General features: G+C 72.9%; 22 protein-coding genes (1 of these 22 running past the window's edge). 15 read left to right on the top strand and 7 right to left on the bottom strand.

The annotated features are described in order from the left end of the window. Window positions 1-8 precede the first annotated feature (8 nt). The 3 genes from A6F73_RS23635 to A6F73_RS23645 form a co-directional block, all read right to left on the bottom strand. On the bottom strand, window positions 9-1,406 hold the full coding sequence (locus A6F73_RS23635) for a metallopeptidase TldD-related protein (RefSeq protein WP_063349625.1): 1,398 nt from the start codon (window positions 1,404-1,406) through the stop codon (window positions 9-11). Continuing rightward, window positions 1,406-3,007, bottom strand: a complete 1,602-nt coding sequence (locus A6F73_RS23640; protein WP_244293478.1) for a TldD/PmbA family protein — start codon at window positions 3,005-3,007, stop codon at window positions 1,406-1,408. Before A6F73_RS23640 ends, A6F73_RS23635 begins: the two co-directional genes overlap by 1 nt. 127 nt (window positions 3,008-3,134) lie before the next feature. Beyond that, entirely contained in the window at window positions 3,135-4,280 is a 1,146-nt protein-coding gene (locus tag A6F73_RS23645) for an MBL fold metallo-hydrolase (protein ID WP_063349626.1), read from the bottom strand. Between the two features lie 315 nt (window positions 4,281-4,595). On the opposite strand from A6F73_RS23645, the gene fabG reads away from it, so the two are divergent. Next, a complete protein-coding gene (gene fabG / locus A6F73_RS23650; protein WP_063349627.1) occupies window positions 4,596-5,315 on the top strand; it encodes a 3-oxoacyl-[acyl-carrier-protein] reductase in 720 nt (239 codons plus the stop codon). Between the two features lie 2 nt (window positions 5,316-5,317). Then, entirely contained in the window at window positions 5,318-6,085 is a 768-nt protein-coding gene (gene fabI, locus A6F73_RS23655; protein ID WP_063349628.1) for an enoyl-ACP reductase FabI, read from the top strand. A gap of 77 nt (window positions 6,086-6,162) precedes the next feature. On the opposite strand, the gene A6F73_RS23660 is transcribed toward fabI, so the two are convergent. Further along, complete coding sequence (locus tag A6F73_RS23660; protein ID WP_063349629.1) at window positions 6,163-6,837, bottom strand: FadR/GntR family transcriptional regulator; 675 nt, start codon at window positions 6,835-6,837, stop codon at window positions 6,163-6,165. Window positions 6,838-6,972: 135 nt separating this feature from the next. Here A6F73_RS23660 and A6F73_RS23665 point away from each other — a divergent pair, with 135 nt between their 5' ends. The 3 genes from A6F73_RS23665 to A6F73_RS23670 all read left to right on the top strand — a co-directional run bounded on the left by A6F73_RS23665 (window position 6,973) and on the right by A6F73_RS23670 (window position 9,138). After that, the gene (locus tag A6F73_RS23665; RefSeq protein WP_079135934.1) at window positions 6,973-8,259 is read left to right on the top strand and encodes an MFS transporter; all 1,287 of its coding nucleotides are present in this window, start codon (window positions 6,973-6,975) and stop codon (window positions 8,257-8,259) included. A gap of 67 nt (window positions 8,260-8,326) precedes the next feature. After that, window positions 8,327-8,449 carry an SGM_5486 family transporter-associated protein gene (locus A6F73_RS44115; RefSeq protein WP_279634939.1) on the top strand — a complete coding sequence of 41 codons (123 nt, stop codon included), beginning with the start codon at window positions 8,327-8,329 and terminating at the stop codon, window positions 8,447-8,449. Window positions 8,450-8,610: 161 nt separating this feature from the next. Continuing rightward, complete coding sequence (locus A6F73_RS23670) at window positions 8,611-9,138, top strand: histidine phosphatase family protein (RefSeq protein ID WP_063349631.1); 528 nt, start codon at window positions 8,611-8,613, stop codon at window positions 9,136-9,138. Between the two features lie 115 nt (window positions 9,139-9,253). On the opposite strand, the gene serB is transcribed toward A6F73_RS23670, so the two are convergent. Continuing rightward, window positions 9,254-10,510 (bottom strand): phosphoserine phosphatase SerB, encoded by a 1,257-nt coding sequence (serB, locus tag A6F73_RS23675; protein WP_063349632.1) that lies wholly within the window; start codon window positions 10,508-10,510, stop codon window positions 9,254-9,256. Window positions 10,511-10,722: 212 nt separating this feature from the next. Here serB and A6F73_RS23680 point away from each other — a divergent pair, with 212 nt between their 5' ends. The 3 genes from A6F73_RS23680 (at window position 10,723) to A6F73_RS23690 (ending at window position 15,363) form a co-directional block, all read left to right on the top strand. Next, complete coding sequence (locus tag A6F73_RS23680) at window positions 10,723-13,308, top strand: FHA domain-containing protein (protein ID WP_063349633.1); 2,586 nt, start codon at window positions 10,723-10,725, stop codon at window positions 13,306-13,308. 227 nt (window positions 13,309-13,535) lie between these two features. Next, entirely contained in the window at window positions 13,536-14,693 is a 1,158-nt protein-coding gene (locus tag A6F73_RS23685; RefSeq protein WP_063351461.1) for a GAF domain-containing sensor histidine kinase, read from the top strand. Beyond that, window positions 14,686-15,363 carry a response regulator transcription factor gene (locus A6F73_RS23690; protein WP_063349634.1) on the top strand — a complete coding sequence of 226 codons (678 nt, stop codon included), beginning with the start codon at window positions 14,686-14,688 and terminating at the stop codon, window positions 15,361-15,363. The genes A6F73_RS23685 and A6F73_RS23690 overlap by 8 nt, the downstream gene beginning before the upstream one ends. 54 nt (window positions 15,364-15,417) lie before the next feature. Here the strand turns inward: A6F73_RS23690 and A6F73_RS23695 are convergent, their stop codons facing one another. Next, a complete protein-coding gene (locus A6F73_RS23695; RefSeq protein WP_063349635.1) occupies window positions 15,418-16,221 on the bottom strand; it encodes a hypothetical protein in 804 nt (267 codons plus the stop codon). Between the two features lie 148 nt (window positions 16,222-16,369). Between A6F73_RS23695 and A6F73_RS23700 the strand changes: the two genes are divergently transcribed. The 6 genes from A6F73_RS23700 (at window position 16,370) to A6F73_RS23725 (ending at window position 22,218) form a co-directional block, all read left to right on the top strand. After that, window positions 16,370-17,161, top strand: coding sequence for an ABC transporter ATP-binding protein (locus A6F73_RS23700; RefSeq protein ID WP_063349636.1), 792 nt, complete (start codon window positions 16,370-16,372; stop codon window positions 17,159-17,161). Between the two features lie 166 nt (window positions 17,162-17,327). Then, window positions 17,328-17,738, top strand: coding sequence for an NfeD family protein (locus A6F73_RS23705; RefSeq protein WP_063351462.1), 411 nt, complete (start codon window positions 17,328-17,330; stop codon window positions 17,736-17,738). A 10-nt stretch (window positions 17,739-17,748) separates the two neighbouring features. Next, window positions 17,749-18,798, top strand: coding sequence for an SPFH domain-containing protein (locus tag A6F73_RS23710; protein WP_063349637.1), 1,050 nt, complete (start codon window positions 17,749-17,751; stop codon window positions 18,796-18,798). Between the two features lie 176 nt (window positions 18,799-18,974). Continuing rightward, window positions 18,975-19,733, top strand: a complete 759-nt coding sequence (locus A6F73_RS23715) for a sulfite exporter TauE/SafE family protein (protein ID WP_063349638.1) — start codon at window positions 18,975-18,977, stop codon at window positions 19,731-19,733. A gap of 126 nt (window positions 19,734-19,859) precedes the next feature. Next, window positions 19,860-20,165 (top strand): 4a-hydroxytetrahydrobiopterin dehydratase, encoded by a 306-nt coding sequence (locus tag A6F73_RS23720; RefSeq protein ID WP_063349639.1) that lies wholly within the window; start codon window positions 19,860-19,862, stop codon window positions 20,163-20,165. Between the two features lie 94 nt (window positions 20,166-20,259). Next, the gene (locus A6F73_RS23725; protein WP_063349640.1) at window positions 20,260-22,218 is read left to right on the top strand and encodes a PQQ-binding-like beta-propeller repeat protein; all 1,959 of its coding nucleotides are present in this window, start codon (window positions 20,260-20,262) and stop codon (window positions 22,216-22,218) included. Between the two features lie 33 nt (window positions 22,219-22,251). Here the strand turns inward: A6F73_RS23725 and A6F73_RS23730 are convergent, their stop codons facing one another. Further along, window positions 22,252-22,794 carry an HNH endonuclease gene (locus A6F73_RS23730; protein WP_063349641.1) on the bottom strand — a complete coding sequence of 181 codons (543 nt, stop codon included), beginning with the start codon at window positions 22,792-22,794 and terminating at the stop codon, window positions 22,252-22,254. Window positions 22,795-23,086: 292 nt separating this feature from the next. On the opposite strand from A6F73_RS23730, the gene tyrS reads away from it, so the two are divergent. Next, a protein-coding gene (tyrS, locus tag A6F73_RS23735) for a tyrosine--tRNA ligase (RefSeq protein WP_063351463.1) crosses the window boundary here: on the top strand, window positions 23,087-23,975 show its 5' portion. 383 nt of this gene lie beyond the right edge of the window; the window shows 889 of its 1,272 coding nt (coding positions 1-889); the start codon lies at window positions 23,087-23,089; its stop codon lies off the right edge, out of view.

Consider the following 23,975-nt stretch of genomic DNA (forward strand, 5'->3'; position numbering starts at 1 on the left):
GTCAGTGGCTATGAGGCCTGGCTGACCGAACTCATGTTGAAGTCCGCGACACGCACGGGTGGCATCGCGGTGCGGGTGAAGTAGTCGCTCCACTCGCGGGGCAGGCAGCGCTCGGTGCGGCCCGCCTCGGTGATCCGGTCCAGCAGGTCCACCGGGGACTCGTTGAACCGGAAGTTGTTGACCGCGCCGACGACTTCGCCGTTCTCGACCAGGTAGACGCCGTCCCGGGTCAGACCGGTGAGCAGCAGCGTCGCCGGGTCCACCTCGCGGATGTACCAGAGGCAGGTGAGCAGCAGGCCGCGCTCGGTGCGGGCGATCATCTCGTCCAGGGTCGGCGCGCTGTCCTGGTCGGCCGTCTCCAGCACCAGGTTGTCGCCGAACGGGCGCAGCGGCAGACCGGTGAGGCCGGCGGAGTGGCGGCTGGTGACCAGGTCGGCCAGCACGCCCTCGCGGATCCACTCGGTGGCCTCGATCGGCAGGCCGTTGTCGAAGACCGAGATGTCCCCGCCGGTCGAGTGCGCGAGGACGAACGGCTCCGACTCCAGGCCGGGTTCGGCCGGGTCCGTGCGCAGCGTGAGCGGCAGCCCGGCGAGCTTGTCGCCGATCCGGGTGCCGCCGCCGGGCTTGGAGAAGACGGTGCGGCCCTCGTGGGCGTCGCGGCCGACGGCGGACCAGGCGAGGCAGAGCATCAGGTCGGCGACGGCCGAGGGCGGCAGCAGCGTCTCGTACCGGCCGGCCGGCAGGTCCACCTTGCGGGCGCCCCAGCCGAGGCGCTTGGTCAGCTCGGTGTGCAGGGCGGTGACGTCCACGTCGGAGAAGTCCCGGGTGGCGGCGCCGGCCCACGCGGAGCCGGACAGGTCGGCGGTCTTGGCGTTGATCTCGACCATGCCGGTCGGCTGGTCGTGGCGCAGCCGCAGGCCGGTGGAGGTGCCCAGGTAGCTGCTGACCACCTCGTGCCGGGCGAAGCCGTACAGCAGTTCGCCCTGCGCGGCGGCCCGGGCGAAGGCCTCGCCGAGGGCCGGGCCGAAGGCGTCGAACACCGCGATCGAGGTCTCGGCGGGCGGCCGGGTGAAGTCCGGGGAGGACGGCCGGTCGGCCACCAGCGGCTGGGCGTCCTCGGCCGGGCCGGCCGCGCGGGCGGCCTCCTCGGCGGCGCGGACCAGGCCCTCCACCTCGTCCGGGGTGACGGCCTCGCGGGAGACCACGCCGGAGGCGGTGCCCTCGGCCCCGGCCACGGTGGCGATCACGGTGAGGCGGCGGCCGCGGGTGACGCCGTTGGTGGTCAGTGAGTTGCCGGCCCAGCGCAGGTTGGCGGTGGACTCCTCGTCGGCGATCACCACGCAGCCGTCGGCGCGGGCGAGGCCGAGTGCCAGCTCGACCAGTTCGTGGGGCTGCATCGCGGTCATCAGTGACCCGCCTCCTGCTGGGTGTTGAGCACGTTGACGTTGCGGAACAGCGCCGACGGGCAGCCGTGGCTGACCGCCGCGATCTGGCCGGGCTGCGCCTTGCCGCAGTTGAAGGCGCCGCCGAGGACGTAGGTCTGCGGGCCGCCGACCGCCGTCATCGAGCCCCAGAAGTCGGTGGTGGTCGCCTGGTAGGCGAAGTCCTTGACCTGGCCGGCGAGTTCGCCGTTCTTGATGGCGTAGGCGCGCTGGCCGGTGAACTGGAAGTTGTAGCGCTGCATGTCGATCGACCAGGAGCGGTCGCCGACGATGTACAGGCCGTTCTCCACCCCGGCGAACAGGCCCTCGGTGTCCGGGCCGTCGGCGGCGGGCTGGAGCGAGACGTTGGCCATCCGCTGCACCGGCACGTGGGCCGGGGAGTCCGCGAAGGCGCAGCCGTTGGAGCGCTCGAAGCCCTTCAGCTTGGCCATGCCGCGGTCGAGTTGGTACCCGACCAGGGTGCCGTCCTTGACCAGGTCCCAGGACTGGGTGGCGACGCCCTCGTCGTCGTAGCCGATCGTGGACAGGCCGTGCTCGGCGGTGCGGTCGCCGGTGACGTGCATCAGCTCGGAGCCGTACCTGAGCGAGCCGAGCCGGTCGAAGGTGGCGAAGGAGGTGCCGGCGTAGGCGGCCTCGTAGCCGAGGGCGCGGTCCAGCTCGGTGGCGTGGCCGATCGACTCGTGGATGGTCAGCCAGAGGTTGGACGGGTCGATGACCAGGTCGTAGCGGCCGGCCCGGACGCTCGGCGCCTTCATCTTCTCGGCGAGCAGGGTGGGCAGTTCGGCGAGTTCGGCGTCCCAGTCCCAGCCCGTTGCGGTCAGGCCCCGGCCGTCGGGGGACGGCCCCCGGACCCCCGTGAGGTACTCGAAGCCGCGCCCGACCGGCGGGGCCAGCGTGCGCATCGAGTCGAAGGCCCCGGTGCGCTCGTCCACCGAGGTGGCCTCCAGCGTGGGGTGCAGCCGGATCCGCTGCTGGGTGGTGACGGTGCCCGCGGTGTCCGCGTAGAACTTGTTCTCCTGGACGGTCAGCAGGCTCGCCTGGACGTGCGAGACGCCCTCGGCGGCCAGCAGCCGCGAACTCCACTCGGCGAGCAGTGCGGTCTTCTCCGCGTCCGGCACCTCGAAGGGGTTCACCTCGTAGGAGGAGACCCAGGTGGCGTCCCGGTACACCGGCTCGTCGGCCAGCTCGACCCGTTCGGCGGAGCCGGCGGCCCGGCTGATCCCGCCGGACAGGCGGGCCACCGCGACGGCCTGCTCGGCGACCCGCGCCGCCGCGTCGGCGGTGAGGTCCACCCCGGCGGCGAAGCCCCAGGCGCCGTCCAGCAGCACCCGGACGGCGAAGCCGAGTTGCACGCTGTCGGAGGTGCCGGCCGGGCGGGCGTCGCGCAGCCGCCAGGAGGCGCTGCGGACCCGCTCCAGGCGGAAGTCGGCGTGGGCGGCGCCGAGTTCGCGGGCCCGGGTGAGGGCGGCGTCGGCGAGGGTGCGCAGCGGGAAGGCGAGGAACAGCGGGTCGACGGCGCGCCCGTGCGGGGCGCCGACGCTGTCGGCCGGAGGGATCGGAGGCAATCGTGCTCCCTGGTCGCGGAGGGTGGCGGTGCGGCGCCACACAGGGGCGCCCGCACCGCATCATGGCCGGTCCAGGGGGTTTCGGCCAGCGCATTTCGGCCGGTGCGCCGCCGTGGTGGCCGGTCGGTCAGCCGACGATCTCCCACCAGCCGTCCAGCTCCGGCGGGTTGTCCACGTCGACCCGCTCGCCGGGGCGTGGCACGGCCAGCGGGACGGCCTGCGCCTTGGCCTCGGCCAGCAGCCGCTCGATCGGCTCGGCCCACGGGTGCAGGCCCAGGTTGAAGGTGCACCAGTGCACCGGCACCAGCAGGCCCGCCTGGAGGTCGCGGTGGGCGCGCACGGCGTCCTCGGGGGTCATGTGGATGTCGGCCCAGGCGGCGTCGTAGGCGCCGATCTGCACCAGCGCGGCGTCGAAGGGGCCGTGCCGGTCGCCGATCCGGGCGTAGCCCTCGAAGTAGCCGGAGTCGCCGGTGTAGAAGACCTTGCGGTCGGGGCCGGCGATCACCCAGGAGCCCCACAGGGTGGTGTTGCGGGTCAGGCCGCGGCCGGAGAAGTGGTGCGCCGAGGTGAGGGTGAGCACCAGGTCGCCGAGGGTGCAGGTCTCGTCCCAGTCCAGCTCGATGATGCGGTGCTCCGGGACGCCCCAGCGGCGCAGGTGGCCGCCGATGCCCAGCGGCACCGCGAACGGCGCGGACTGGCTGCGCACCAGGCGCTTGACCGTCGCCATGTCCAGGTGGTCGTAGTGGTCGTGCGAGATCAGTACGGCGTCGACCTGCGGCAGCTCCTCCAGTTCCACCGGCACGGGGTGCAGCCGCTTGGGGCCGACGTGCGCGGCGGGGGAGCAGCGCTCGCTCCAGATCGGGTCGAGCAGCACCCGGGAGCCCTCGATCTCCACCAGCGCGGAGGCGTGCCCGTACCAGGTGATCGCCACGCCCTCGGCTGCCGGGCCGGGGCCGCCGGCGGGGCGGACGGTCGGCACGGGGTGGGCGGGGACGCGGCCCTCGCGCTCGAACAGCATCCGGCGGATGGTGCCGCGGTCGATGTCCGGGGCGGTGGTGGCCCGGGCCAGGGTGGAGGGGGCGTTGTGGAAGACGCCGTCGCGGTACTGCGGCGAGTCGCGCACCCGCTCCTCGTGCTCGCCGTCCGGCCGCCGGCCGAACGCCGCCGGCAGGTCGCGCAGCGACCAGGCGGCCGCTCCCAGGCCGGCCGCGAGGGCGGTCAGGGCCAGCAGCCGTCCGTTCCGGTGGGTGCTCCTGGGCCGTGCCTTGGTCATGCGCCCTGCCTTCGTTCCTCGCGGGACCCTTCGGGGGATCGGTACGGCCGGTCCCGGGTCGGCCCACACCACGGGGGCAACGGGTGCGCGGGGCCGTGTTGTTCCCGTACGGCGGCGCCGGCTGGGCTCCGGCCGTGGTTCGGTCAGGGCGGCTGAGCAGGTGCGGGGCGCTGCGGGTACGGATTGTCGGATTGCGACAGTTCCTCCGGTGCGGCGCTGTGGGAGCCCGATGCGCCGACACCGCCGACCGCCCGATAGCGTCACACTGCGTACGCGTTCCGACGTACGTCCGCACACACGGAGAGAGGTGGATCGTTGAGCCGCTCGGTTCTCGTCACCGGAGGAAACCGGGGCATCGGCCTCGCGATCGCCCAGGCCTTCGCCGAGGCGGGTGACAAGGTCGCCATCACCAGCCGCTCGGGCGAGGTGCCGGAGGCCCTGCAGAAGTACGACGTCCTCGCGGTGCGCTGCGACATCACGGACGCCGCGCAGGTCGACGCCGCCTTCACCGAGATCGAGGAGAAGCACGGCGCGGTCCAGGTGCTGGTCGCCAACGCGGGCATCACCAACGACACCCTGCTGCTGCGCATGTCCGAGGAGGACTTCACCTCCGTCCTGGACACCAACCTGACCGGGGCCTTCCGGGTGGTCAAGCGCGCCTCGAAGCTGATGATGCGCGCCCGCAAGGGCCGCGTCGTGCTGATCTCGTCCGTGGTGGGCCTGTCCGGCTCGCCGGGCCAGTCGAACTACGCCGCGTCCAAGGCGGGCCTGGTCGGCTTCGCCCGGTCGCTGGCGCGCGAGCTGGGCCCGCGCAACATCACCGTCAACGTGGTCGCCCCCGGCTTCGTCGACACCGACATGACCGCTGTGCTCAGCGACGAGCGCCGCGCGGACATCGTCTCGGGCGTGCCGCTGGGCCGCTACGCGTCGCCCGCCGAGGTCGCGTCCACCGTGCGGTTCCTCGGTTCGGACGAGGCCGCGTACATCACCGGAGCCGTCATTCCCGTGGACGGCGGATTGGGCATGGGTCACTGAGCATGACTGGAATCCTTGAGGGCAAGCGCATCCTGATCACGGGTGTGCTGATGGAGTCCTCCATCGCCTTCCACGCCGCCAAGCTCGCCCAGGAGCAGGGTGCGGAGATCATCCTCACCGCGTTCCCGCGTCCGAGCCTGACCGAGCGGATCGCCAAGAAGCTGCCGAAGCCGGTCACCGTGCTGCCGCTGGACGTCTCCAGCGAGGAGGAGCTGGCGGGCATCGCCGACACGGTCCGCGAGCACCTGCCGACCCTGGACGGCATCGTCCACTCGATCGGCTTCGCCCCGCAGGACGCCCTGGGCGGCAACTTCCTGGACACCCCGTGGGAGTCCGTGGCCACCGCGATGAACGTCTCGGCCTTCTCGCTGAAGTCGCTGACCATGGCGCTGCTGCCGCTGATGCAGGACGGCGGCTCGGTCGTCGGCCTCACCTTCGACGCGCAGTTCGCCTGGCCGCAGTACGACTGGATGGGCCCGGCCAAGGCCGCCCTGGAGTCGACCAACCGCTACCTGGCGCGCTACCTGGGCGAGCGGGACATCCGCTGCAACCTGATCTCGGCCGGCCCGCTCGGCTCGATGGCCGCCAAGTCCATCCCGGGCTTCGGCGACCTCGCGGACACCTGGAACCACCGCTCCCCGCTGAAGTGGGACCTGACCGACCCGGAGCCGGCCGGCCGCGGCATCGTCGCGCTGCTCTCGGACTGGTTCCCGAAGACCACCGGCGAGATCATCCACGTCGACGGCGGTCTGCACGCCATCGGCGCCTGACCGCTTCGCCGCACACCGCTGCCCGGCACCCTCGTGGGGGTGCCGGGCAGCGGCGTTCCAGGACGTGCCAGGACGCCTCAGACGTCGGCGGGGGTGCACGCGCCGATGGCGCGGCCGGCCTCGACGGAGGCGCGCTGGGCGTCGCCGGCCCGGATGGCGTCGAGGATGGTGGCGTGGCCGATGTAGCGCTCGGCGATCAGCTCGGGGCCGACGTCGTGCCGCAGGTGGGCGCGGGTGACCTCGCCGAGGTCGGCGTAGACGGCGGCCAGCACGTCGTTGTGGGCGGCGGCGACGACGGCCTGGTGGAACGCGGCGTCGGCCTGGATGAAGTCCTCGGCGTCGCCGGAGTGCCAGGCGCTCTCGCGGCGGCCCAGTGCGGCGTCCAGCAGGCCGAGGTCGCGGTCGGTGCGGCGGGCCGCGGCGAGGCCGGCCGCGGAGGTCTCCAGGGCGGCCCGCAGCTCGGCGACCTGCGCCTGGTCGGCGTCGGCGAAGCGGCGGTGCATGACCCCGGCCAGCTCGCTGGTGGCGAGCACGTAGGTGCCGGAGCCCTGGCGGATGTCGAGCAGCCCGTTGTGGGCGAGGGCGCGGACGGCCTCGCGGACGGTGTTGCGGGCGACGCCGAGCTGTTCGACGAGTGCGGCCTCGGTGGGGATGCGTGAGCCGACGGGCCACTCTCCGGAGGTGATCTGGGCGCGCAGCTGCGCGATCACCTGGTCGGACAGCGGGGTGCGCCTCGGCGAGGACAGCGCCACGGGTACTCCTTGCGGCTACGGTTCGATGGACGGGGCCGGCGGGTGGGAGGGCCGGCGTCCGGTGGGGGTGCGGGTCGGCACATCATGCCAATTCGAAGGTGCGCCAATTCATCCCATCATTCTATGATGGTGCCCATGCCTCCCGCAGCAGACACCACCGCCTCCCCACGAACCGAGGCCCGGCCGCAGACCGAGCGGCCCTCCACGCCCTCCTCCGGCAAGCACCTGGTCTGGCTGTTCGCCATCGCGATCGCCGCCGCCGCCTTCAACCTGCGCCCCGTGGTCACCAGCCTCGGACCGCTGCTCGACCAGGTCCGCGCCGACCTCGGGATGAACCCGACGCTCGCCGGGCTGCTCACCGCCGTCCCGTCGCTCTGCTTCGGCCTGTTCGGCTTCGCCGCGCCCTCGATGGCCCGGCGGATCGGCCCGATCGCCGTGATCACCGCCGGCATGGGCGCGATCACCCTGGGCGTGCTGTCCCGCTCCTTCGCCGGCGGCACCGCGGTGTTCCTGCTGCTGACCGCGCTCGCGCTGGCCGGCGTGGCGGTCTCCAACGTGCTGATCCCGGTGGTGATCAAGCGCTACTTCCCGGACAAGGTCGGTCCGATGATCGGCCTGTACTCGATGGCGCTGTCGGCCGGCACCGCGCTGGCCGCCGCCGTCACCGTGCCGATGACCAGCGCGCTCGGCGGCGACTGGCGCTACGGCCTGGGCGTCTGGGCCGGTCTCGCCGCGCTGGCCCTGCTGCTCTGGCTCCCGGTGCTGCTGACCAAGCGCGAGCGCGGCGAGCGCGCGGGCGGGGCGGCCGCCGCCAGGCTGCCGATCACCCGCAGCCGGACGGCCTGGGCGATGGCCTGCTTCTTCGGCCTCCAGGCCACCGGCGCCTACGTGGTGATGGGCTGGATGCCGAAGATCTTCCAGGACGCCGGAGTCGACAAGGGCACCTCCGGGGTGCTGCTCGCGGTGACCATGGTGATCGGCGTGCCGGTCTCCTTCGTGCTGCCCAACCTGGCCGCCCGCCGCGGCGACCAGCGGCTGTTCGTCGTCGTGCTGGCCGCCTGCGGCATCGCCGGGTACGCCGGGCTGGCGCTGGCCCCGGCCGGCGCGTCGTGGCTCTGGGCGGTCCTGGTGGGCCTGTCCAACTGCGCCTTCCCGCTGGTGCTGACGATGATCGGGCTGCGCGCCCGCACCGCCGGCGGGGTCGCCCAGCTCTCCGCCTTCGCCCAGGGCGTCGGCTACCTGATCTCCATCCCCGGCCCGATCCTGATCGGCCGGATCTACCAGATGACCGGTGAGTGGTACGGCCCGCTGGGCTTCCTGGCACTGCTGCTGGTGCCGCAGATGCTGTTCGGCCTGCGGGCCGCGATGGCCCGGCACATCGAGGACGAGGCGGTCCACCCCGTGGCGCAGGTCAAGGCCTGACCAAGGGCCGGCCAACCCCGAGGGGTCGGTGACCGACGGGCGTGTTCGGGGTGGAAGAATCCCGGACATGCCCGTTCTCGATCCCAACCCGACCGACGGCCGCAAGCAGCTCGGCCAGATCGCCCTGGCGATCGCCGGCATCGTGGTGCTGGTGGCGATCATCGCCTCCGTCGCCGCCGCCATAGGCTGATCCGGTCCATCCCCCCCCGCGCACAACCGCCGCTCATCGGCCACCCCCCGTTTATCGGAAGGGCCGGACGAACGGCGGATGATGACACCCGCCACCCCTGCGAGTGGCGGCATCCGGGAGCATCGCGCCCCGGAGCGGCTTTTCTGCCAAGCTTGCTGGGTATGAGCGCCGACACGTCCCGCAGGATCATCGTTCTCCGCCATGCCAAGGCCGACTGGCCCAACGGCGTGGACGACCACGAGCGGCCGCTGGCCGACCGGGGCCGTCACCAGGCCCCGGACGCCGGCCGCTGGCTGGTCGACTCCGGCATCAACCCCGAGTACGTGCTCTGCTCCACCGCGCTGCGCACCCGCGAGACGTGGAAGCTGGCGGCGCACGAGCTGCCGAAGCGGGCCCGCAAGACCGTGTACGAGGACCGGATCTACGAGGCCAGCCCCGGCGAGATCATCGCCGTCCTCCAGGAGACCCCGGAGGAGTACGCGGACGTGGTGCTGGTCGGGCACAACCCCGGCGTGCTGGGCCTGACCCAGGTGCTGGCCGGGGACGCGGGCGACCGGGACGCGCTGGAGCGGCTGCGGCTCGGCGGCTTCCCGACGGCGGCGATCGCGGTGCTCAGCTTCAGCGGCTCGTGGAAGGGCGTCGAGCCGGGCGCGGCCGCGCTGGTCTCGTACTACACGCCGCAGGACTGACCCGGTACGGAGCTCCGGGTTCCGTACGGGCTCCGTTGCTCCGGGCTTCGGGCTTCGATGACGACGAGGGGCGCGCGGACCAGGTCCGCGCGCCCCTCTCGTGCGTCTTCAGGCCTTACTCGGTCAGGCTGCCGTCCACCTCGTCGGCCGCCTCGACCTCCTCCCGGGTGATGCCCAGCAGGTACAGCACAGTGTCCAGGAACGGCACGTTGACGGCGGTGTCGGCGGCCTCGCGCACCACCGGCTTGGCGTTGAACGCCACACCCAGCCCGGCCGCGTTCAGCATGTCCAGGTCGTTGGCGCCGTCGCCGATCGCCACCGTCTGCGACAGCGGCACCTTCGCCTGCTCGGCGAACCGGGCCAGCCAGCGGGCCTTGCCCGCGCGGTCCACGATCTCGCCGACCACCCGGCCGGTGAACTTGCCGTCCACCACCTCCAGGGTGTTGGCGGCCGCGAAGTCCAGCCCCAGCTCCTCGACCAGGTGGTCGGTGACCTGGGTGAACCCGCCCGACACCACCGCGACCTGGAAGCCCAGCCGTTGCAGGGTGCGGATCAGGGTGCGCGCCCCCGGCGTGAAACGGACCTCCGCGCGCACCTTCTCGGTCACCGAGGCGTCCAGCCCGGCCAGCAGCGAGACCCGGGCCCGCAGCGACTCGGCGAAGTCCAGCTCGCCGCGCATCGCCTGCGCCGTCACCTCGGCGACCTCCTCCTCGCAGCCCGCGTGGGCCGCGAACAGCTCGATCACCTCGTCCTGGATGAGCGTGGAGTCGACGTCCATCACCACCAGGCGCTTGGCCCGGCGCTCCAGCCCGGCCGCGACCACCGCGACGTCCACCCGCTGGGCGGCCGCCTCCTGGGCCAGCTCGGCCCGCAGCTCGTCGGTGGCCACACCGGACACGGCCAGCTCGACCGCCGTCACCGGGTACTTGGCGAGCCGGAACACGCGGTCGATGTTGCCGCCCGCCGCGGTGATCCGGGAGGTGAGCGCGGAGACGGCGGCGGAGGTCAGCGGATTGCCGAGCACGGTGACGTGCGAACGGCCCTCGCGGCGCGGCCGGTTGTCGCCGATGCCGGAGAGGATCTCGGCCTGGAGCTTCTGCTCCTCCGCCCAGCGGTGCACGGTGGCCCGCAGACCGCCCTCGGCGCCGGGAGCGGTGGGCGGGGTGACCAGTGCGCAGAGCGTGATGCGGCCACGGGTCACGACCTGTTCGATGTCGATCACGTCGACGGCGAAGCCGGCCAGGGTGGCGAAGAGGCCGGCGGTGATGCCGGGGCGGTCCTTGCCGAACACCTTGACGAGCAGGGTGCGCTCGTCCGCGGTCCGGGGCTGGGCGGCGGGGAGGGGCTCAGCGGCCAGGGGCGATGCGTTCATGGTGCCTCCCACGCTACCCGCCGGCCGGCGGGCCCAGAGCACCCGTCCCACGTCGCGGACGGGTGCCGGGTAGCAGCCTGGTCACAGTCACCCGGGGTGACTTTTATTGGCGGTCAGCAGGCTGGAATGATTCCCCCCGTCAGTTTCGGAAACATCGCACCCCTGGTCGGGGGCACAATTCGGGGGAACCGAGAGAGCGGGGCAGGCGCGCAGTGCCGCAACTCGTCATCGATATCAACGGACAGCAGCGGACTCTGGAGCCCGGGCGGTCCTACACCATCGGGCGCAACCCGCAGTCGGACTTCCCGTTCGACGACGCCAGGGTCTCCTGGCACCACGGGACCATCACCTTCAACGGCAGCGGCTGGCAGCTGGACGACCACGGCAGCACCAACGGCACCTACACGGCCGGTGCCCGGACGATGCAGGCCCAGCTGTTCCCCGGCGCCGTCGTCAACCTCGGCAACCCGGAGAACGGACCCCGGCTCGGCTTCTCCGCGCCCGCCCACGCCACCCCGCACGCCGCCGCCCCGCAGGCTCCCGCCTGGCACGAGGCCGCCACCAGCCGCAGCGCCGCGCCGACGCCCCAGCCGCCGGCCCCGCAGCAGGGCTGGTCGCCGCAGGCCCCCTACCCGCCGCAGCCCGAGCAGGCCTGGGCGGGCCGACCCCAGCCGCCGTTCCCGCAGCAACGGCAGCAGCACGCGCCCCAGCCCCAGCAGGGCGGCTTCCCGCAGCAGCAGGCCTTCCCGCCCGACCCGCAGGACGGCGCCGGCCCGCAGCCGACGATCATCCGCAACCTGACCGCCGCCATGCGCACCGTCCGGATCGGCCGCGCGCTCGACAACGACGTCGTGGTCTCCGACCTCCAGGTCTCCCGCCACCACGCCGAGCTGCGCCAGCTCCAGGACGGCCGCTACGAGATCGTCGACCTCGGCAGCCACAACGGGATCTTCCTCAACGGCCAGCGGGTGCAGCGCCAGCTGATGGGCCCGCAGGACCGGCTGACCGTCGGCCACTCCAGCTTCGTGCTGGTCGGCGACCAGCTGCAGGAGTTCGTCGACACCGGCGCGGTCTCCTTCTCCGCCCGCCACCTGACCGTCGAGGTCGAGCACAAGGGCGCCAAGAAGATCCTGCTCGACGACGTCAGCTTCGGCGTCCCGGAGAAGTCCCTGGTCGCCGTCATCGGCCCGTCCGGCTCCGGCAAGTCGACCCTGCTGCGCGCCCTCACCGGCTACCGCCCGGCCGACCGCGGCGAGGTCCTGTACGACGGCCGCAACCTCTACAAGCAGTTCGCCGAGCTCCGCTCGCGCATCGGCCTGGTGCCGCAGTCCGAGATCCTGCACAAGGAACTCACCGTCCGCACCGGCCTCAAGTACGCGGCCCAGCTGCGCTTCCCCGGCGACACCGAGGCGCGCGAGCGCGCGGCCCGGATCGACGAGGTGCTGTACGAGCTGCGCCTGGACAAGCGCGCCGACAACAAGATCACCGCGCTCTCCGGCGGCCAGCAGAAGCGCGTCTCGGTCGCCCTGGAACTGCTCACCAAGCCGTCGCTGATCTTCCTGGACGAGCCCACCTCGGGCCTCGACCCGGGCATGGACCGCGAGGTCATGCAGATGCTGCGCGGTCTCGCCGACGACGGCCGCACCATCCTGGTCGTCACCCACTCGGTGGCCGAACTCGCGCTCTGCGACCGGCTGCTGGTGATGGCGCCGGGCGGCGCGGTGGCCTACTTCGGCCCGCCGGACGAGGCGCTGCACTTCTTCGGGTACGAGACCTGGGCGGACGTCTTCCAGGCCTTCGAGAACTACCCGGACCACGACTGGGCCGGCCGCTACCGCGGCTCGGTGCACTACCAGCAGTACTCCGCCCCCGACGTGGAGTCGGGCGAGGTGCAGCACGCCCAGGTCGCCCAGGAGGCCGTCCGGCCGCCGAAGCCGCAGAGCTGGGGCTCGCAGCTGTGGACGCTGATGCGCCGCTACATGTCGGTCCTCGCCTCGGACCGCGGCTTCCTGGCGCTGTCGGTGCTGCTGCCCGCCGTCATCGGCGCGGTCAGCGTGCTGGTCCCCAACGGGGCGGGCCTCGCACCCAACCCGAACACGCAGCTCCACCTCAACAGCGGGGCCGCGACGATTCTCATGATCCTGGCGATCGGAGCCTGCTTCTCCGGAGCGGCCAACTCGGTCCGCGAGCTGATCAAGGAACGGGCCATCTACGAACGGGAACGGGCCACCGGGCTCTCCCGCTCGGCGTACATGATGTCCAAGATCATCGTGCTGGGCTTCTTCAGCGTGATCCAGGGCGCCATCGTCGCCGCGGTCGGCTTCCTGCCGCGCAAGCTCCCCGAGCACGGCCTGATCGTCAAGGACCTGCCGATCATCGAGATGACCATCGGCATGATCCTGCTCAGCTTCACCGCGATGATGTTCGGCCTGATGATCTCGGCCCTGGTCAAGACCGCCGAGAAGACCATGCCGCTGCTGGTCATGTTCGCCATCATCCAGGTCGTCTTCACCGGCTGCCTGTTCCAGCTCTTCGGCAAGCCCGGCCTGGAGCAGGCCGCCTGGCTGATGCCGGCCCGCTGGGGCACCGGCATCGTGGCCACCACGCTGGACCTGTCCAAGCTCATGGGCCCCTGGAACAAGGACTTCCAGAACCCCCAGTACGACCCGCTGTGGACCAGCAGCGTCGCCCAGTGGGCGATCGACGCGGGCGCGCTGATCGCGATCTCGATCGTCATCGGCGTCATCGTCACCCGGCTCCAGCGCCGCCACGAGCCTGAGGTCATGCAGAAGGGCTGACCCCCTTCGCCCCGCCCGCCGAGGGGCGGCCCTCCCGTCACCGGAGAGCCGCCCCTCCTCCATTGCGCGGGCCCCGAGTCCTAGGTCCCCGGACCTGCGCCCACCCCGGCCGCGGACCGACGCGGCGGCGCCCGCTGCGGCGGTAGTTTGGCGGTATGCCCAGCACGCCCAGCGACCGCCGGAGCCCGGCCGGCCCGCACCTCGACCTGCGCGGCCCCGCCCGCCCGATGCCCGGCTGCGACCCCTGCCTGGCCGGCATCGAGGCGGTCAGCCAGGCGCTGCTCGCGATGAGCCGGCACCTGGAGGTCCGCGAGGTGCTGCGCCGCATCACCGCCTCCGCCCGTGACCTGCTCGGCGCCGAGTACGCGGCCCTGGGCGTGCCCGACGACCACGGCGGCTTCGCCCAGTTCGTCGTCGACGGCGTCACCGACGAGCAGTGGCGGGCGATCGGCCCGCTGCCCCGCCAGCACGGCGTCCTCGCCAAGATGCTGCACGAGACCGGCCCCACCCGGCTCGCCGACGTCCGCAAGGCCCCGGCCTTCGGCGGCTGGCCGGCCGCCCACCCCGAGATGGACGCCTTCCTCGGCATGCCCATCCTGGACGCCGAGGCCGCCGAGGACGAACCGCAGGTCACCGGCGTCATCTTCCTCGCCAACAAGCGCGGCGGCGGCCTGTTCACCGACCACGACGAGGAGCTGCTGCGGATACTCGCCGCGCACGCCGCCCTCGCCCTCTCCAACGCCCGCCTGTACGAGCGCAGCCGCGAACTCACGCTGGCCGGCGAACGCGCCCGCATCGCCCACGACCTGCACGACGCCGTCGCGCAGAAGCTCTTCTCGCTGCGGCTCACCGCCAAGGCCGCCGCCACGCTCGTCGACCGCGATCCGGCCCGGGCCCGCGCCGAACTCGCCGAGGTCGCCCGGCTCGCCGCCGAGGCCGCCGACGAACTGCGCGCCGTCGTCGTCGAACTGCGCCCCGCCGCCCTGGAGGAGGACGGGCTGAGCGCCACCCTCGCCTCCCAGGTGCAGGTCCTCGACCGGGCCCACACCGCGGACGTCGCCTTCGCCGCCGACGGCGTCCGCGCCCTGCCGCCCGCGCAGGAGGCCGCGCTGCTGCGGGTCGCCCAGGAGGCGCTGCACAACGCGCTGCGCCACTCCGGCGCGGGCCGCGTCACCGTCACCCTGGCCGGCACGCCCGCGCGCGGCGCCGTGCTGCGGGTGCGCGACGACGGGCACGGCTTCGACCCCGAGTCCGTCCGCCGGGCCGGGCGCCACCTCGGCCTGGCCTCGATGCGCGACCGCGCGGCCGCCGTCGGCGGCACGCTCACCCTGGAGTCCGCCCCCGGCCGGGGGACGCTCGTCGAGATGGAGGTCCCCGGTGCCTGACAGCACGCCCGACCGCACGCCGTCGATCCGCGTCCTGCTGGTCGACGACCACCAGGTGGTCCGCCGCGGACTGCGCACCTTCCTGGAGGTCCAGGACGACATCGAGGTGGTCGGGGAGGCCGCCGACGGGGCCGAGGGCGTCGACCGCGCCCGCGAACTCGACCCCGACGTCGTCCTGATGGACCTCAAGATGCCCGGCGTCGACGGCATCGAGGCGCTGCGCACGCTCAAGGGCGAGGGCAGCCGGGCCCGGATCCTGATCGTCACCAGCTTCACCGAGCACCGCACGATGGTCCCCGCGCTGCGGGCCGGCGCCGCCGGGTACGTCTACAAGGACGTCGACCCGGAGGCGCTGGCCGGCGCGATCCGCTCGGTGCACGCCGGCCACGTCCTGCTCCAGCCCGAACTGGCCGAGGCGCTGCTCGCCGACGACGGCCCGCGCGCCCCGCAGGGCCGCGGCGGCACCCTCACCGAACGCGAGCGCGAGGTCCTCGGCCACATCGCCGACGGCCGCTCCAACCGGGAGATCGCCCGCAGCCTGCACCTGTCGGAGAAGACGGTGAAGACCCACGTCTCCAACATCCTGATGAAGCTGGACCTGGCGGACCGGACCCAGGCGGCCCTGTGGGCCGTCCGCAACGGCGAGGCGCGGGACGGCGGCCCGTCCTAGCGGTCCGCGTGCTCCCGGTAGCTCAGCGGTCCGCGTGCTGAGCAGCTCTCGTACTCAGCGGTCCTCGCGCTCGTCGACCAGCGCGTTGTACGCCGCCACCTGCGCCCGCCGGGCGGTGCGCCGCAGCGGCGCCAGCACCGCCTGCCGCGCCGCCATCTCGGAGGCGCTGACCGCCGCGCCGTGCCCGCCCGCGGCGATCGCCAGCAGCGCCGACACCTGCCGGGCCGACTCCAGCACCCGCACCGCACGCGGCGGGTACCCGGGCGCCAGCAGTTCGGCGTGCCCGCGCCGGCGGTACGCCTCCAGCGCCCGCAGCGCCTCCGGCCCGGCGCCCGCCACGTCCAGCCGGGTCAGCAGGAGCGTCGCCTCGCGCAGCCCGTCGGCCAGCTCCCGTTCGGCCTCGTGCAGCGACGGGACGTCGGCCGGCGGTGTGTCGTTGGTCTCAAGGCAGCGCCACAGCACCGTCGCCGAACGGTCCCCGGCCGGGCCGAACACCTCCACCTCCGGCACCAGTCCGAGCGGGACGCCCACCGCCAGCACCGCCTCCCCGACGCCCATCGCCCGCTCGTTGAACGGCGCCGGACCGGTCAGCCCCAGCGGGTGCCCGGCGGACGGCAGCGCCAGCCGCAGGCCCTTCACCCCGAGCACCCGAAGCCGTCCCAGCGCCCAGGTGAGGCCGTGCCGTTCGCCCGGCCCGTCCCCGGGCAGCCCGGTCACCCGGTGGCTCTCGTCGTCGCCCAGCACGGCCGCGGCGGCGTTGTCCGGCGGCACCAGACCGGCCAGCAGGGCGTTGCCCCACGCGGTCAGCCGCCCCGAACGGGGTTCTTCGTACGGATTGTCGGGAGGAGTCGCGAGCATCCGGCCAGCCTACGGAATCGGCGGTCATCCGCGTGGCGTAGGTTTGCCCATGCGTGTGCGGCGCACCCACCCCGTGCCCACCGGCTGCCGGAGTAGGCTCGCCGCCCGCACCGACGGCCGAAATTCTTGTATTGGGGAAGGCGTAGGCATGAGCGACGTGCTGGAGCTGGTGGACGTATCCGTGGTCCGGGAGGGACGCGCGCTGGTCGACCAGGTCTCGTGGTCCATCTCCGAGGGGGAGCGCTGGGTCATCCTGGGCCCCAACGGCGCCGGGAAGACCACCCTGCTGCAGATCGCCGCCACCTACCTGTTCCCGACCGCGGGCAAGGTGTCGGTGCTGGGCGAGAAGCTGGGCGAGGTCGACGTCTTCGAGTTGCGCTCCCGGATCGGCCTGGCCGGCGCCGCCATGTTCGACAAGCTGCCGGCCGAGCAGACGGTGCTGCAGACCGTGCTGACCGCCGCCTACGGCATGACGGTCAGCTGGCAGGAGACGTACGAGCAGTTCGACGAGTCCCGCGCGCTCGCGCTGCTCGACCGGATGGGCATGTCCAACCTCACCGGCCGCAAGTTCGGCACCCTCTCCGAGGGCGAGCGCAAGCGCACCCTGATCGCGCGCGCCCTGATGACCGACCCCGAGCTGCTGCTGCTCGACGAGCCCGCGGCCGGCCTGGACCTCGGCGGCCGCGAGGACCTCGTCCGCCGGCTCGGCGCGCTCGCCCAGGACGAGTTCGCCCCGGCCATGGCGATGGTCACCCACCACGTCGAGGAGATCGCGCCGGGCTTCACCCACGTCCTGATGATCCGCCAGGGCAAGGTGCTCACCGCCGGTCCGATCGACACCGAGCTGACCGCCCGCAACCTCTCCAAGTGCTTCGGCCTGCCGCTCACCCTGGAGCGCCACGGGGACCGCTGGTCCGCGCAGGGCCTGCCGCTGGGCTGAGCCCCCGTCCGCGCCTCGCACACGCCTCGCACGCACCTCGCACGCTCCGATGTCGTCGGGTTTCCGGGGACCGGTCGCACGCGCGACCGGTTTCCGCCCCACGACCTGCGGGAACTGTCCGCCTCGAAGGCCCTTCGCTCCCTAGGATGGACACGTGGACAGCTGGATCTGGTGGCTCCTGGCCGCCGTCGGGCTCGGCATACCGCTGGTGCTGACCGCGATGCCGGAGTTCGCCATGTTCGCGGTCGGTGCGCTGGCGGCCGCCGGCGTGGCCGGGCTGGGCGGAGGCGCGGTCTGGGAGACCCTGGTCTTCATCGCGGTCTCGGTCTCGCTGCTGGTCTTCGTCCGCCCGATCGCCTACCGGCAACTGCGGCAGGGCCCGCACATCAAGATGGGCATCGAGGCGCTCCAGGGCGCCACCGCGGTCGTCGCGGAAACCGTCGACGGGGAGGGCGGACGGATCAAGCTGAACGGTGAGATCTGGTCGGCCCGCGCGCTCCACCCGGACAGCGTGTACCAACCGGGGCAGCAGGTCGACGTCGTCGAAATCCAGGGCGCGACCGCCCTGGTCGTCTAGGGGAGAGTCCGTGGAACCCGTCCTTATCGTTTTGGTCGTCCTGGTCGTGGTGGCCTTCATCGCGCTGATCAAGACGATCCAGGTCATCCCGCAGGCCAGCGCCGCGATCGTGGAGCGCTTCGGCCGCTACACCCGGACGCTCAACGCAGGCCTGAACATCGTCGTCCCGTTCATCGACCGGGTCCGCAACCGGATCGACCTGCGCGAGCAGGTCGTGCCGTTCCCGCCGCAGCCGGTGATCACCCAGGACAACCTGGTGGTCAACATCGACACGGTGATCTACTACCAGGTCACCGACCCGCGCGCGGCCACCTACGAGGTCGCCAGCTACATCCAGGCCATCGAGCAGCTGACCGTCACCACGCTGCGCAACATCATCGGCTCGATGGACCTCGAATCCACCCTGACCTCGCGCGAGGTCATCAACGCCGGTCTGCGCGGCGTCCTGGACGAGGCCACCGGCAAGTGGGGCATCCGGGTCAACCGCGTCGAGCTGAAGGCGATCGAGCCGCCCACCTCCATCCAGGACTCGATGGAGAAGCAGATGCGCGCCGACCGTGACAAGCGCGCCGCGATCCTCACCGCCGAGGGCCAGCGGCAGGCCCAGATCCTCAAGGCCGAGGGTGAGAAGCAGGCCGACGTGCTCCGGGCCGAGGGTGAGGCGCAGGCCGCGGTGCTGCGCGCCGACGGTGAGGCGGCCGCGATCCGGACGGTCTTCGAGGCCATCCACGACGGCGACGCCGACCAGAAGCTGCTCGCCTACCAGTACCTGCAGACCCTGCCCGAGCTGGCCAAGGGCGACTCCAACAAGCTCTGGATCATCCCCAGCGAGGTCGGCGACGCCCTCAAGGGCCTCGGCGGCGCCTTCGGCGGGCTGACCGGCAACCCCGGCATCAACGGCGGCGCGGTCGCCGCCCCGAGCGTGCCGCCGGCGGCCCCCGCGGCCACCCAGGTGCCGCTCGACCCGGCGGCCGGCCCGCGCCCGGTGGACACCGAGAAGGGTGCCGCCCGCCCCCGGGTGGACCCGGCCCGCGAGTACCGCAAGATCGACCCGGAGTGACCGGCTGAACCGTCCGGCCCGGGGGCCCGCCACCGCACGGTGGCGGGCCCCCGGCGTGTGGCCGGTCGTGGCGTGTGGCGGTTGTGGCGTACGTCCCGAATCGTGGGCGGCCCTGGTCCGACCGGCGGGCCGTCCGGCATGATCCCCCCGGACAGGACCGAGAGGAGAGGTGACCCATGACGCTCTGGGAGGGCATCGCCGTCCTGGTGGCGGGCGTCGGCGCCGGGATGATCAACGTGATCGTCGGCTCCGGCACGCTGATCACGTTCCCGGTGCTGCTCGCCATCGGGATTCCGCCGGTCACCGCCAACGTCTCCAACACCTTCGGCCTGGTGCCCGGTTCGCTCAGCGGCGTGATCGGCTACCGCCGCGAGCTGGCCGGCCAGGGCCACCGGCTGCTGCGCCTGGGCACCGCCTCGCTGCTCGGCGGACTGGTCGGTGCGCTGCTGCTGATCAGACTGCCGAAGGGCGCCTTCGACGCGATCGTCCCGGTACTGATCCTGCTCGCCCTCGTCCTGGTGGTGATCCAGCCCAGGGTCGCCAAGGCGGTCGCCGCCCGCCGCCGCCCCGACGTCGACCCGGACGGCGGCCTGCTGCTGTTCGTCGGCGTCTTCCTCACCGGCATCTACGGCGGCTACTTCGGCGCCGCGCAGGGCGTCCTGCTGCTGGCGCTGATGGGCATGCTGCTCCAGGAGGACCTGCAGCGGATCAACGCCGTGAAGAACGCGCTGGCGATGGTCGTCAACGGCGTCGCCGCGCTGTTCTTCCTGTTCACCTCCACCGTCAACTGGGCGGCCGCCGGCCTGATCGCGGCGGGCTCGCTGGTCGGCGGCCTGATCGGCGCCAAGGTCGGCCGCCGCCTGCCGCCGGCCGCGCTGCGCGGGATCATCGTGGTGGTCGGCCTCGTCGCGGTCACCAAACTGCTGCTGAGCTGATGAGCTGAGCAGCGTCGGGGGCTGTCCGGCAGCGGCTGTGTCGTCCGGTGCGCAGGGCCCCGGCTCGGTATGTTCCTCGCAGTGCACGCCTGACCGGACGGCGAGACGACGAACGGAAGAGCTTCGATGAGCAGCAGGGCACGGCTGAGCGAGGACGAGATCACGGCGGCCCTGGCCGCACTGCCGCGGTGGACCAGGGAGGGCGACGGCATCGTCCGCGCCGCCGACGCCCCCGACTTCCCGGCGGCGATCCGGGTGGTCGTCGCCGTCGCCGAACAGGCCGAGGCGCTCGACCACCACCCCGATGTCGACATCCGCTGGCGCACCCTGCGCTTCGTCCTCTCCACCCACAGCGCGGGCGGGCTGACCGGCCTGGACTTCACCCTGGCCGCCCGCATCGACGAGGCGCTGAACGCCGAGTCCGCGGGCTGACCTCCCGGACCCCCCGAGGCCGGGGCGGCGCGCTCGAACGGGCGTGAGATGCTGACTGCCGCATCGGCAGGCGGCTCGGGAGGGACGGGAACGGATGGCGCAGGAGCCCTTCGGAGACGCCCAGCAGCAGCCGTGGTACCCCCAGGGCCAGCAGGCCTGGCCGGTCGGCGGGCACCAGGAGCCGCAGCCGCAGGATCAGCCGCAGGACCACCCGCAGCAGGAGTACTGGCAGACGACGTCGGGATACGGCCAGGGCGCGTACGGGCAGGGCTCGCCGTACGGGCAGGACCTGCCGTACCCGCAGCCGTACGGGCAGGACCCGCAGTACGGGCAGACCGGGTACGTCCAGGGCGGCTACGTCCAGGGCGGTTACGCCGAGGGGCAGTACCAGCCGTACCACCCGCACCCGGACCACGGGCAGCAGCAGTACGCGCCGTACGCCGTCCAGGAGCAGCCTGTGGGGGAGGGGCTGTACGTCCCGGTGGGGGCGGAGTACTCGGCCGACGGGTACGTGCACATCGAGGACGCCGAGCCCGTTCCGGTGGAGCCGTCCACGGAGCCGGAGCCCGAGCCGGGTACGACGCCCGAGGCCGCGCCCGTCGCGCCGTCGCGGGCTGCCGCCCGTCGGGGCAGGTCCTCGAAGGCGGGCTCCCCGAAGGCAGGCTCTCCGGGGGCGGGTTCTTCGCAGGCGGGCTCTTCGTTCTCGGCCAGGGCCCGGGCCGCCGCCGGGGCGGTGCTCACCGGCGAGCACGTGCCCAGCCGGCGGACCCTGCTGGTGCGCACCGGCGCCGGGGTGGCCGCGCTGGGCGTGCTGGTCGCGGCCGGCCTGATGGTCGGGGCCGAGGGTGGCGGCAGCGCGGCCGCGACCAGCGGCGGGGAGCCCGGTTTCGCCGTCGCGCACACCAAGGTGTGGTCCGCCCAGCCCGCCGCGTCCGGGTCGTCGGGTGACGACACGCTGGTCGGCAGCTGGCTGCTGGCCGATGCGGTGGTCCGCGCCGACGCCGCCGGTGTGCGGGCCTACGACCTCGCGGCCGGCAAGCCCGTCTGGTCGGTCGAGCCGCCGGCGGCCGGGGCCGTCCCGTGCGGGCTGTCGGCGGGGGTCAACCAGGCGGGGCTGGGCGCGGTGCTGTTCCGGGCCCAGGCCGACCCGAAGAGCCCGTGCACGCTGGTCGCCGCCGTGGACACCAAGACCGGCAAGACCGCGTGGACGAAGACCGTCTCGGACGCCAAGGGCGCGTACGGCGCGCGGATCGGCGTCACCGAGGACAAGGTGATCGCGGTCGGCGACGACCGGGCGGTCGCCTGGGAGTCCGCGGACGGCAAGGACGTCTGGCAGTACACCGGTCAGGGCAAGTTCTGCACCCTGTCCGGCGGCGTGACCGGCAAGACCGTGCTGGTCGCCTCCTCCTGCGCCGACTCGACCCCCGCCGACCAGGCCGTCGCACTGAACACGGCGGACGGCAAGGTCAGTTGGTGGCGCGGCCTGAACAACCGGCCGAAGACGGTGAGCGTGCTGTCCGCCGAGCCGTCCGTCGTCCTCACCACGGGCGAGAAGCCGGAGGACGACCGGGTGTTCGCCTGGGGCGCGGGCGGCGACCCGGCCGCCGAGATCCCGGTGGTCGGCGACGGCGGCCGGCTGGACGTCGCCCACGGCACGTTCTCGGCCACCCCCGAGGTGTTCTTCCAGAACCGCACGATGGTCACCACGTTCGTCCCGGCGAACGGCGGCGGACCGGTCGCGGCGGTCGGTTACGACCTCGACACCGGCAAGCAGCGCTGGAAGGCGCCGACCGCCGCCAAGGGCACCGTCCGGGCGGTCGGCGTCGACGGCGGCGCGCTGGTGCTCGCCGCCGACGAACGCCGCGACCAGCCCGCCCGCCTCAGCCGGTTCCCGCTGGCCGGCGGTCAGGAGGCGACCGGTGGCAACTTCCCGCAGGGCACCGGTTCGCTGCTGGTCTCCGGGCGGGTGCTGATCGGCGGCGGGCGGGTGGTCGTGATGCCCGAGCACTCGGCCAACTACGGCACGGCGGCGGGCTACCAGGCGAAGGGCTAGCCCGCCCCCGTCGGGCGCGGCTCGCGGCCGCGTTCACGCCGCCGGGACGGCTGTCGGAGCGGGCTGGCCCGGCACGGCCGGCAGCCAGTCGGCCAGCTCCCGGGCCTCCGAGCCGCGCAGGCCGAGCGCCAGCATGAGGGTGGCCTGCGGGGTCGGCACGAACGGCCGGCGCAGCAGCCTCATCCCGGCCTGCTCGGGTGTCCGGTCCGCCTTCCGCTGGTTGTCCTCCGGGCACGCGGCCACGGTGTTCAACCAGCTGTCCTCCCCACCGCGCGACCTGGGCTGCAGGTGGTCCACCGTGGTGGCCCGCCGCCCGCAGTACGCGCACAGGTGCTGGTCCCGGGCCAGGACACCCCGCCGCGACCACGGCGCCTGTTGTCGGAACGGCACTCTCACGTAGCGCTGCAGCCTGATCACCCGGGGCACCGGGATGCTGACGCCCGTCCCCCGGACCGTGCGCAGCGGATGCGCCTGCTCCACCACCGCCTTGTCCTGGAGCACCAGGACGACGGCGCGCTGGAGCGACACCGTCGTCAGGGGCTCGTAGCTCGCGTTCAGAACCAGCGTGTTGCGCACTTGGCACACCCTTCCCGTGGGCGTGCCACGGCGGCACGACCGTCTCCACACACGTCACTGCCGCCGCACGGCGGTGACACCACTCTGAACGGGCCCACAGCCGACGAACAACGGAATTTCCGGTATCGGGCAGGCGCCGGAGGGGCCGGGGGAGGAGTGCGGCACGACGCTCGGGGAAAACCCGCTGGCCCCGACCGCGTAGGCTCTACCACGCTGGAGTCGTACCGACCCGGGGTCCGAGAGAACCGGGCCCGCCACCGGGCGGGCGCCCGATCGAAGGAGAAGCGTGACCGTGACGGACATCGTCGACGAGCTGCGGTGGCGGGGGCTGATCGCCCTGTCCACCGACGAGGACGCACTGCGCAAGGCGTTCGCGGACGGCCCGGTCACGTTCTATTGCGGCTTCGACCCGACGGCCCCCAGCCTGCACCTCGGCAACCTCGTGCAGATCCTCACCATGCGCCGCATCCAGCAGGCGGGAAACCTCCCGCTCGGCCTGGTCGGCGGCGCCACGGGCCTCATCGGTGACCCGAAGCCCACCGCGGAGCGCGTCCTCAACGACCCCGAGACGGTGGCCGGCTGGGTCGAGCGACTGCGGGGCCAGATCTCGCGCTTCCTCGATTTCGAGGGCCCCTACGCGGCGCGCATGGTCAACAACCTGGACTGGACGTCCGGGATGTCGGCCATCAGCCTGCTGCGCGACGTGGGCAAGTACTTCCGCGTCAACAACATGATCGCCAAGGAGGCCGTCGCCCGACGGCTCAACTCCGACGCGGGTATCAGCTACACCGAGTTCAGCTACCAGATCCTGCAAGGCATGGACTACCTGGAGCTGAACCGTCGCTACGGCTGCACCCTGCAGACCGGTGGCAGTGACCAGTGGGGCAACCTGACCGCCGGCACGGACCTGATCCGCAAGGCCGACGCCAAGTCCGTGCACGCGCTGGCCACGCCGCTGATCGTCAAGGCCGACGGCACCAAGTTCGGCAAGACCGAGTCCGGCACGGTCTGGCTCGACCCCGAGCTGACCACCCCGTACGCCTTCTACCAGTTCTGGCTGAACGCGGACGACCGGGACGTCCCCAACTTCCTGCGGATCTTCAGCTTCCGCTCGAAGGAGGAGATCGAGGAGCTGGAGCGCGAGACCACAGAGCGCCCCGCCGCCCGCCTCGCCCAGCGAG

The organism is Streptomyces sp. MJM8645 (assembly GCF_001625365.1).
GTDB lineage: Bacteria > Actinomycetota > Actinomycetes > Streptomycetales > Streptomycetaceae > Kitasatospora.

What these genes read in the sequence shown, in the direction of transcription:
- A6F73_RS23720 (WP_063349639.1), top strand. Translation starts at nt 19,860, where the DNA reads ATGAGCAGCAGGGCACGGCTGAGCGAGGACGAGATCACGGCGGCCCTG.
- A6F73_RS23695 (WP_063349635.1), bottom strand. Translation starts at nt 16,221, where the DNA reads ATGCTCGCGACTCCTCCCGACAATCCGTACGAAGAACCCCGTTCGGGG.
- A6F73_RS44115 (WP_279634939.1), top strand. Translation starts at nt 8,327, where the DNA reads ATGCCCGTTCTCGATCCCAACCCGACCGACGGCCGCAAGCAGCTCGGC.
- A6F73_RS23665 (WP_079135934.1), top strand. Translation starts at nt 6,973, where the DNA reads ATGCCTCCCGCAGCAGACACCACCGCCTCCCCACGAACCGAGGCCCGG.
- A6F73_RS23645 (WP_063349626.1), bottom strand. Translation starts at nt 4,280, where the DNA reads ATGACCAAGGCACGGCCCAGGAGCACCCACCGGAACGGACGGCTGCTG.
- A6F73_RS23700 (WP_063349636.1), top strand. Translation starts at nt 16,370, where the DNA reads ATGAGCGACGTGCTGGAGCTGGTGGACGTATCCGTGGTCCGGGAGGGA.
- A6F73_RS23635 (WP_063349625.1), bottom strand. Translation starts at nt 1,406, where the DNA reads ATGACCGCGATGCAGCCCCACGAACTGGTCGAGCTGGCACTCGGCCTC.
- A6F73_RS23685 (WP_063351461.1), top strand. Translation starts at nt 13,536, where the DNA reads ATGCCCGGCTGCGACCCCTGCCTGGCCGGCATCGAGGCGGTCAGCCAG.
- A6F73_RS23670 (WP_063349631.1), top strand. Translation starts at nt 8,611, where the DNA reads ATGAGCGCCGACACGTCCCGCAGGATCATCGTTCTCCGCCATGCCAAG.
- A6F73_RS23725 (WP_063349640.1), top strand. Translation starts at nt 20,260, where the DNA reads ATGGCGCAGGAGCCCTTCGGAGACGCCCAGCAGCAGCCGTGGTACCCC.
- fabI (WP_063349628.1), top strand. Translation starts at nt 5,318, where the DNA reads ATGACTGGAATCCTTGAGGGCAAGCGCATCCTGATCACGGGTGTGCTG.
- A6F73_RS23715 (WP_063349638.1), top strand. Translation starts at nt 18,975, where the DNA reads ATGACGCTCTGGGAGGGCATCGCCGTCCTGGTGGCGGGCGTCGGCGCC.
- serB (WP_063349632.1), bottom strand. Translation starts at nt 10,510, where the DNA reads ATGAACGCATCGCCCCTGGCCGCTGAGCCCCTCCCCGCCGCCCAGCCC.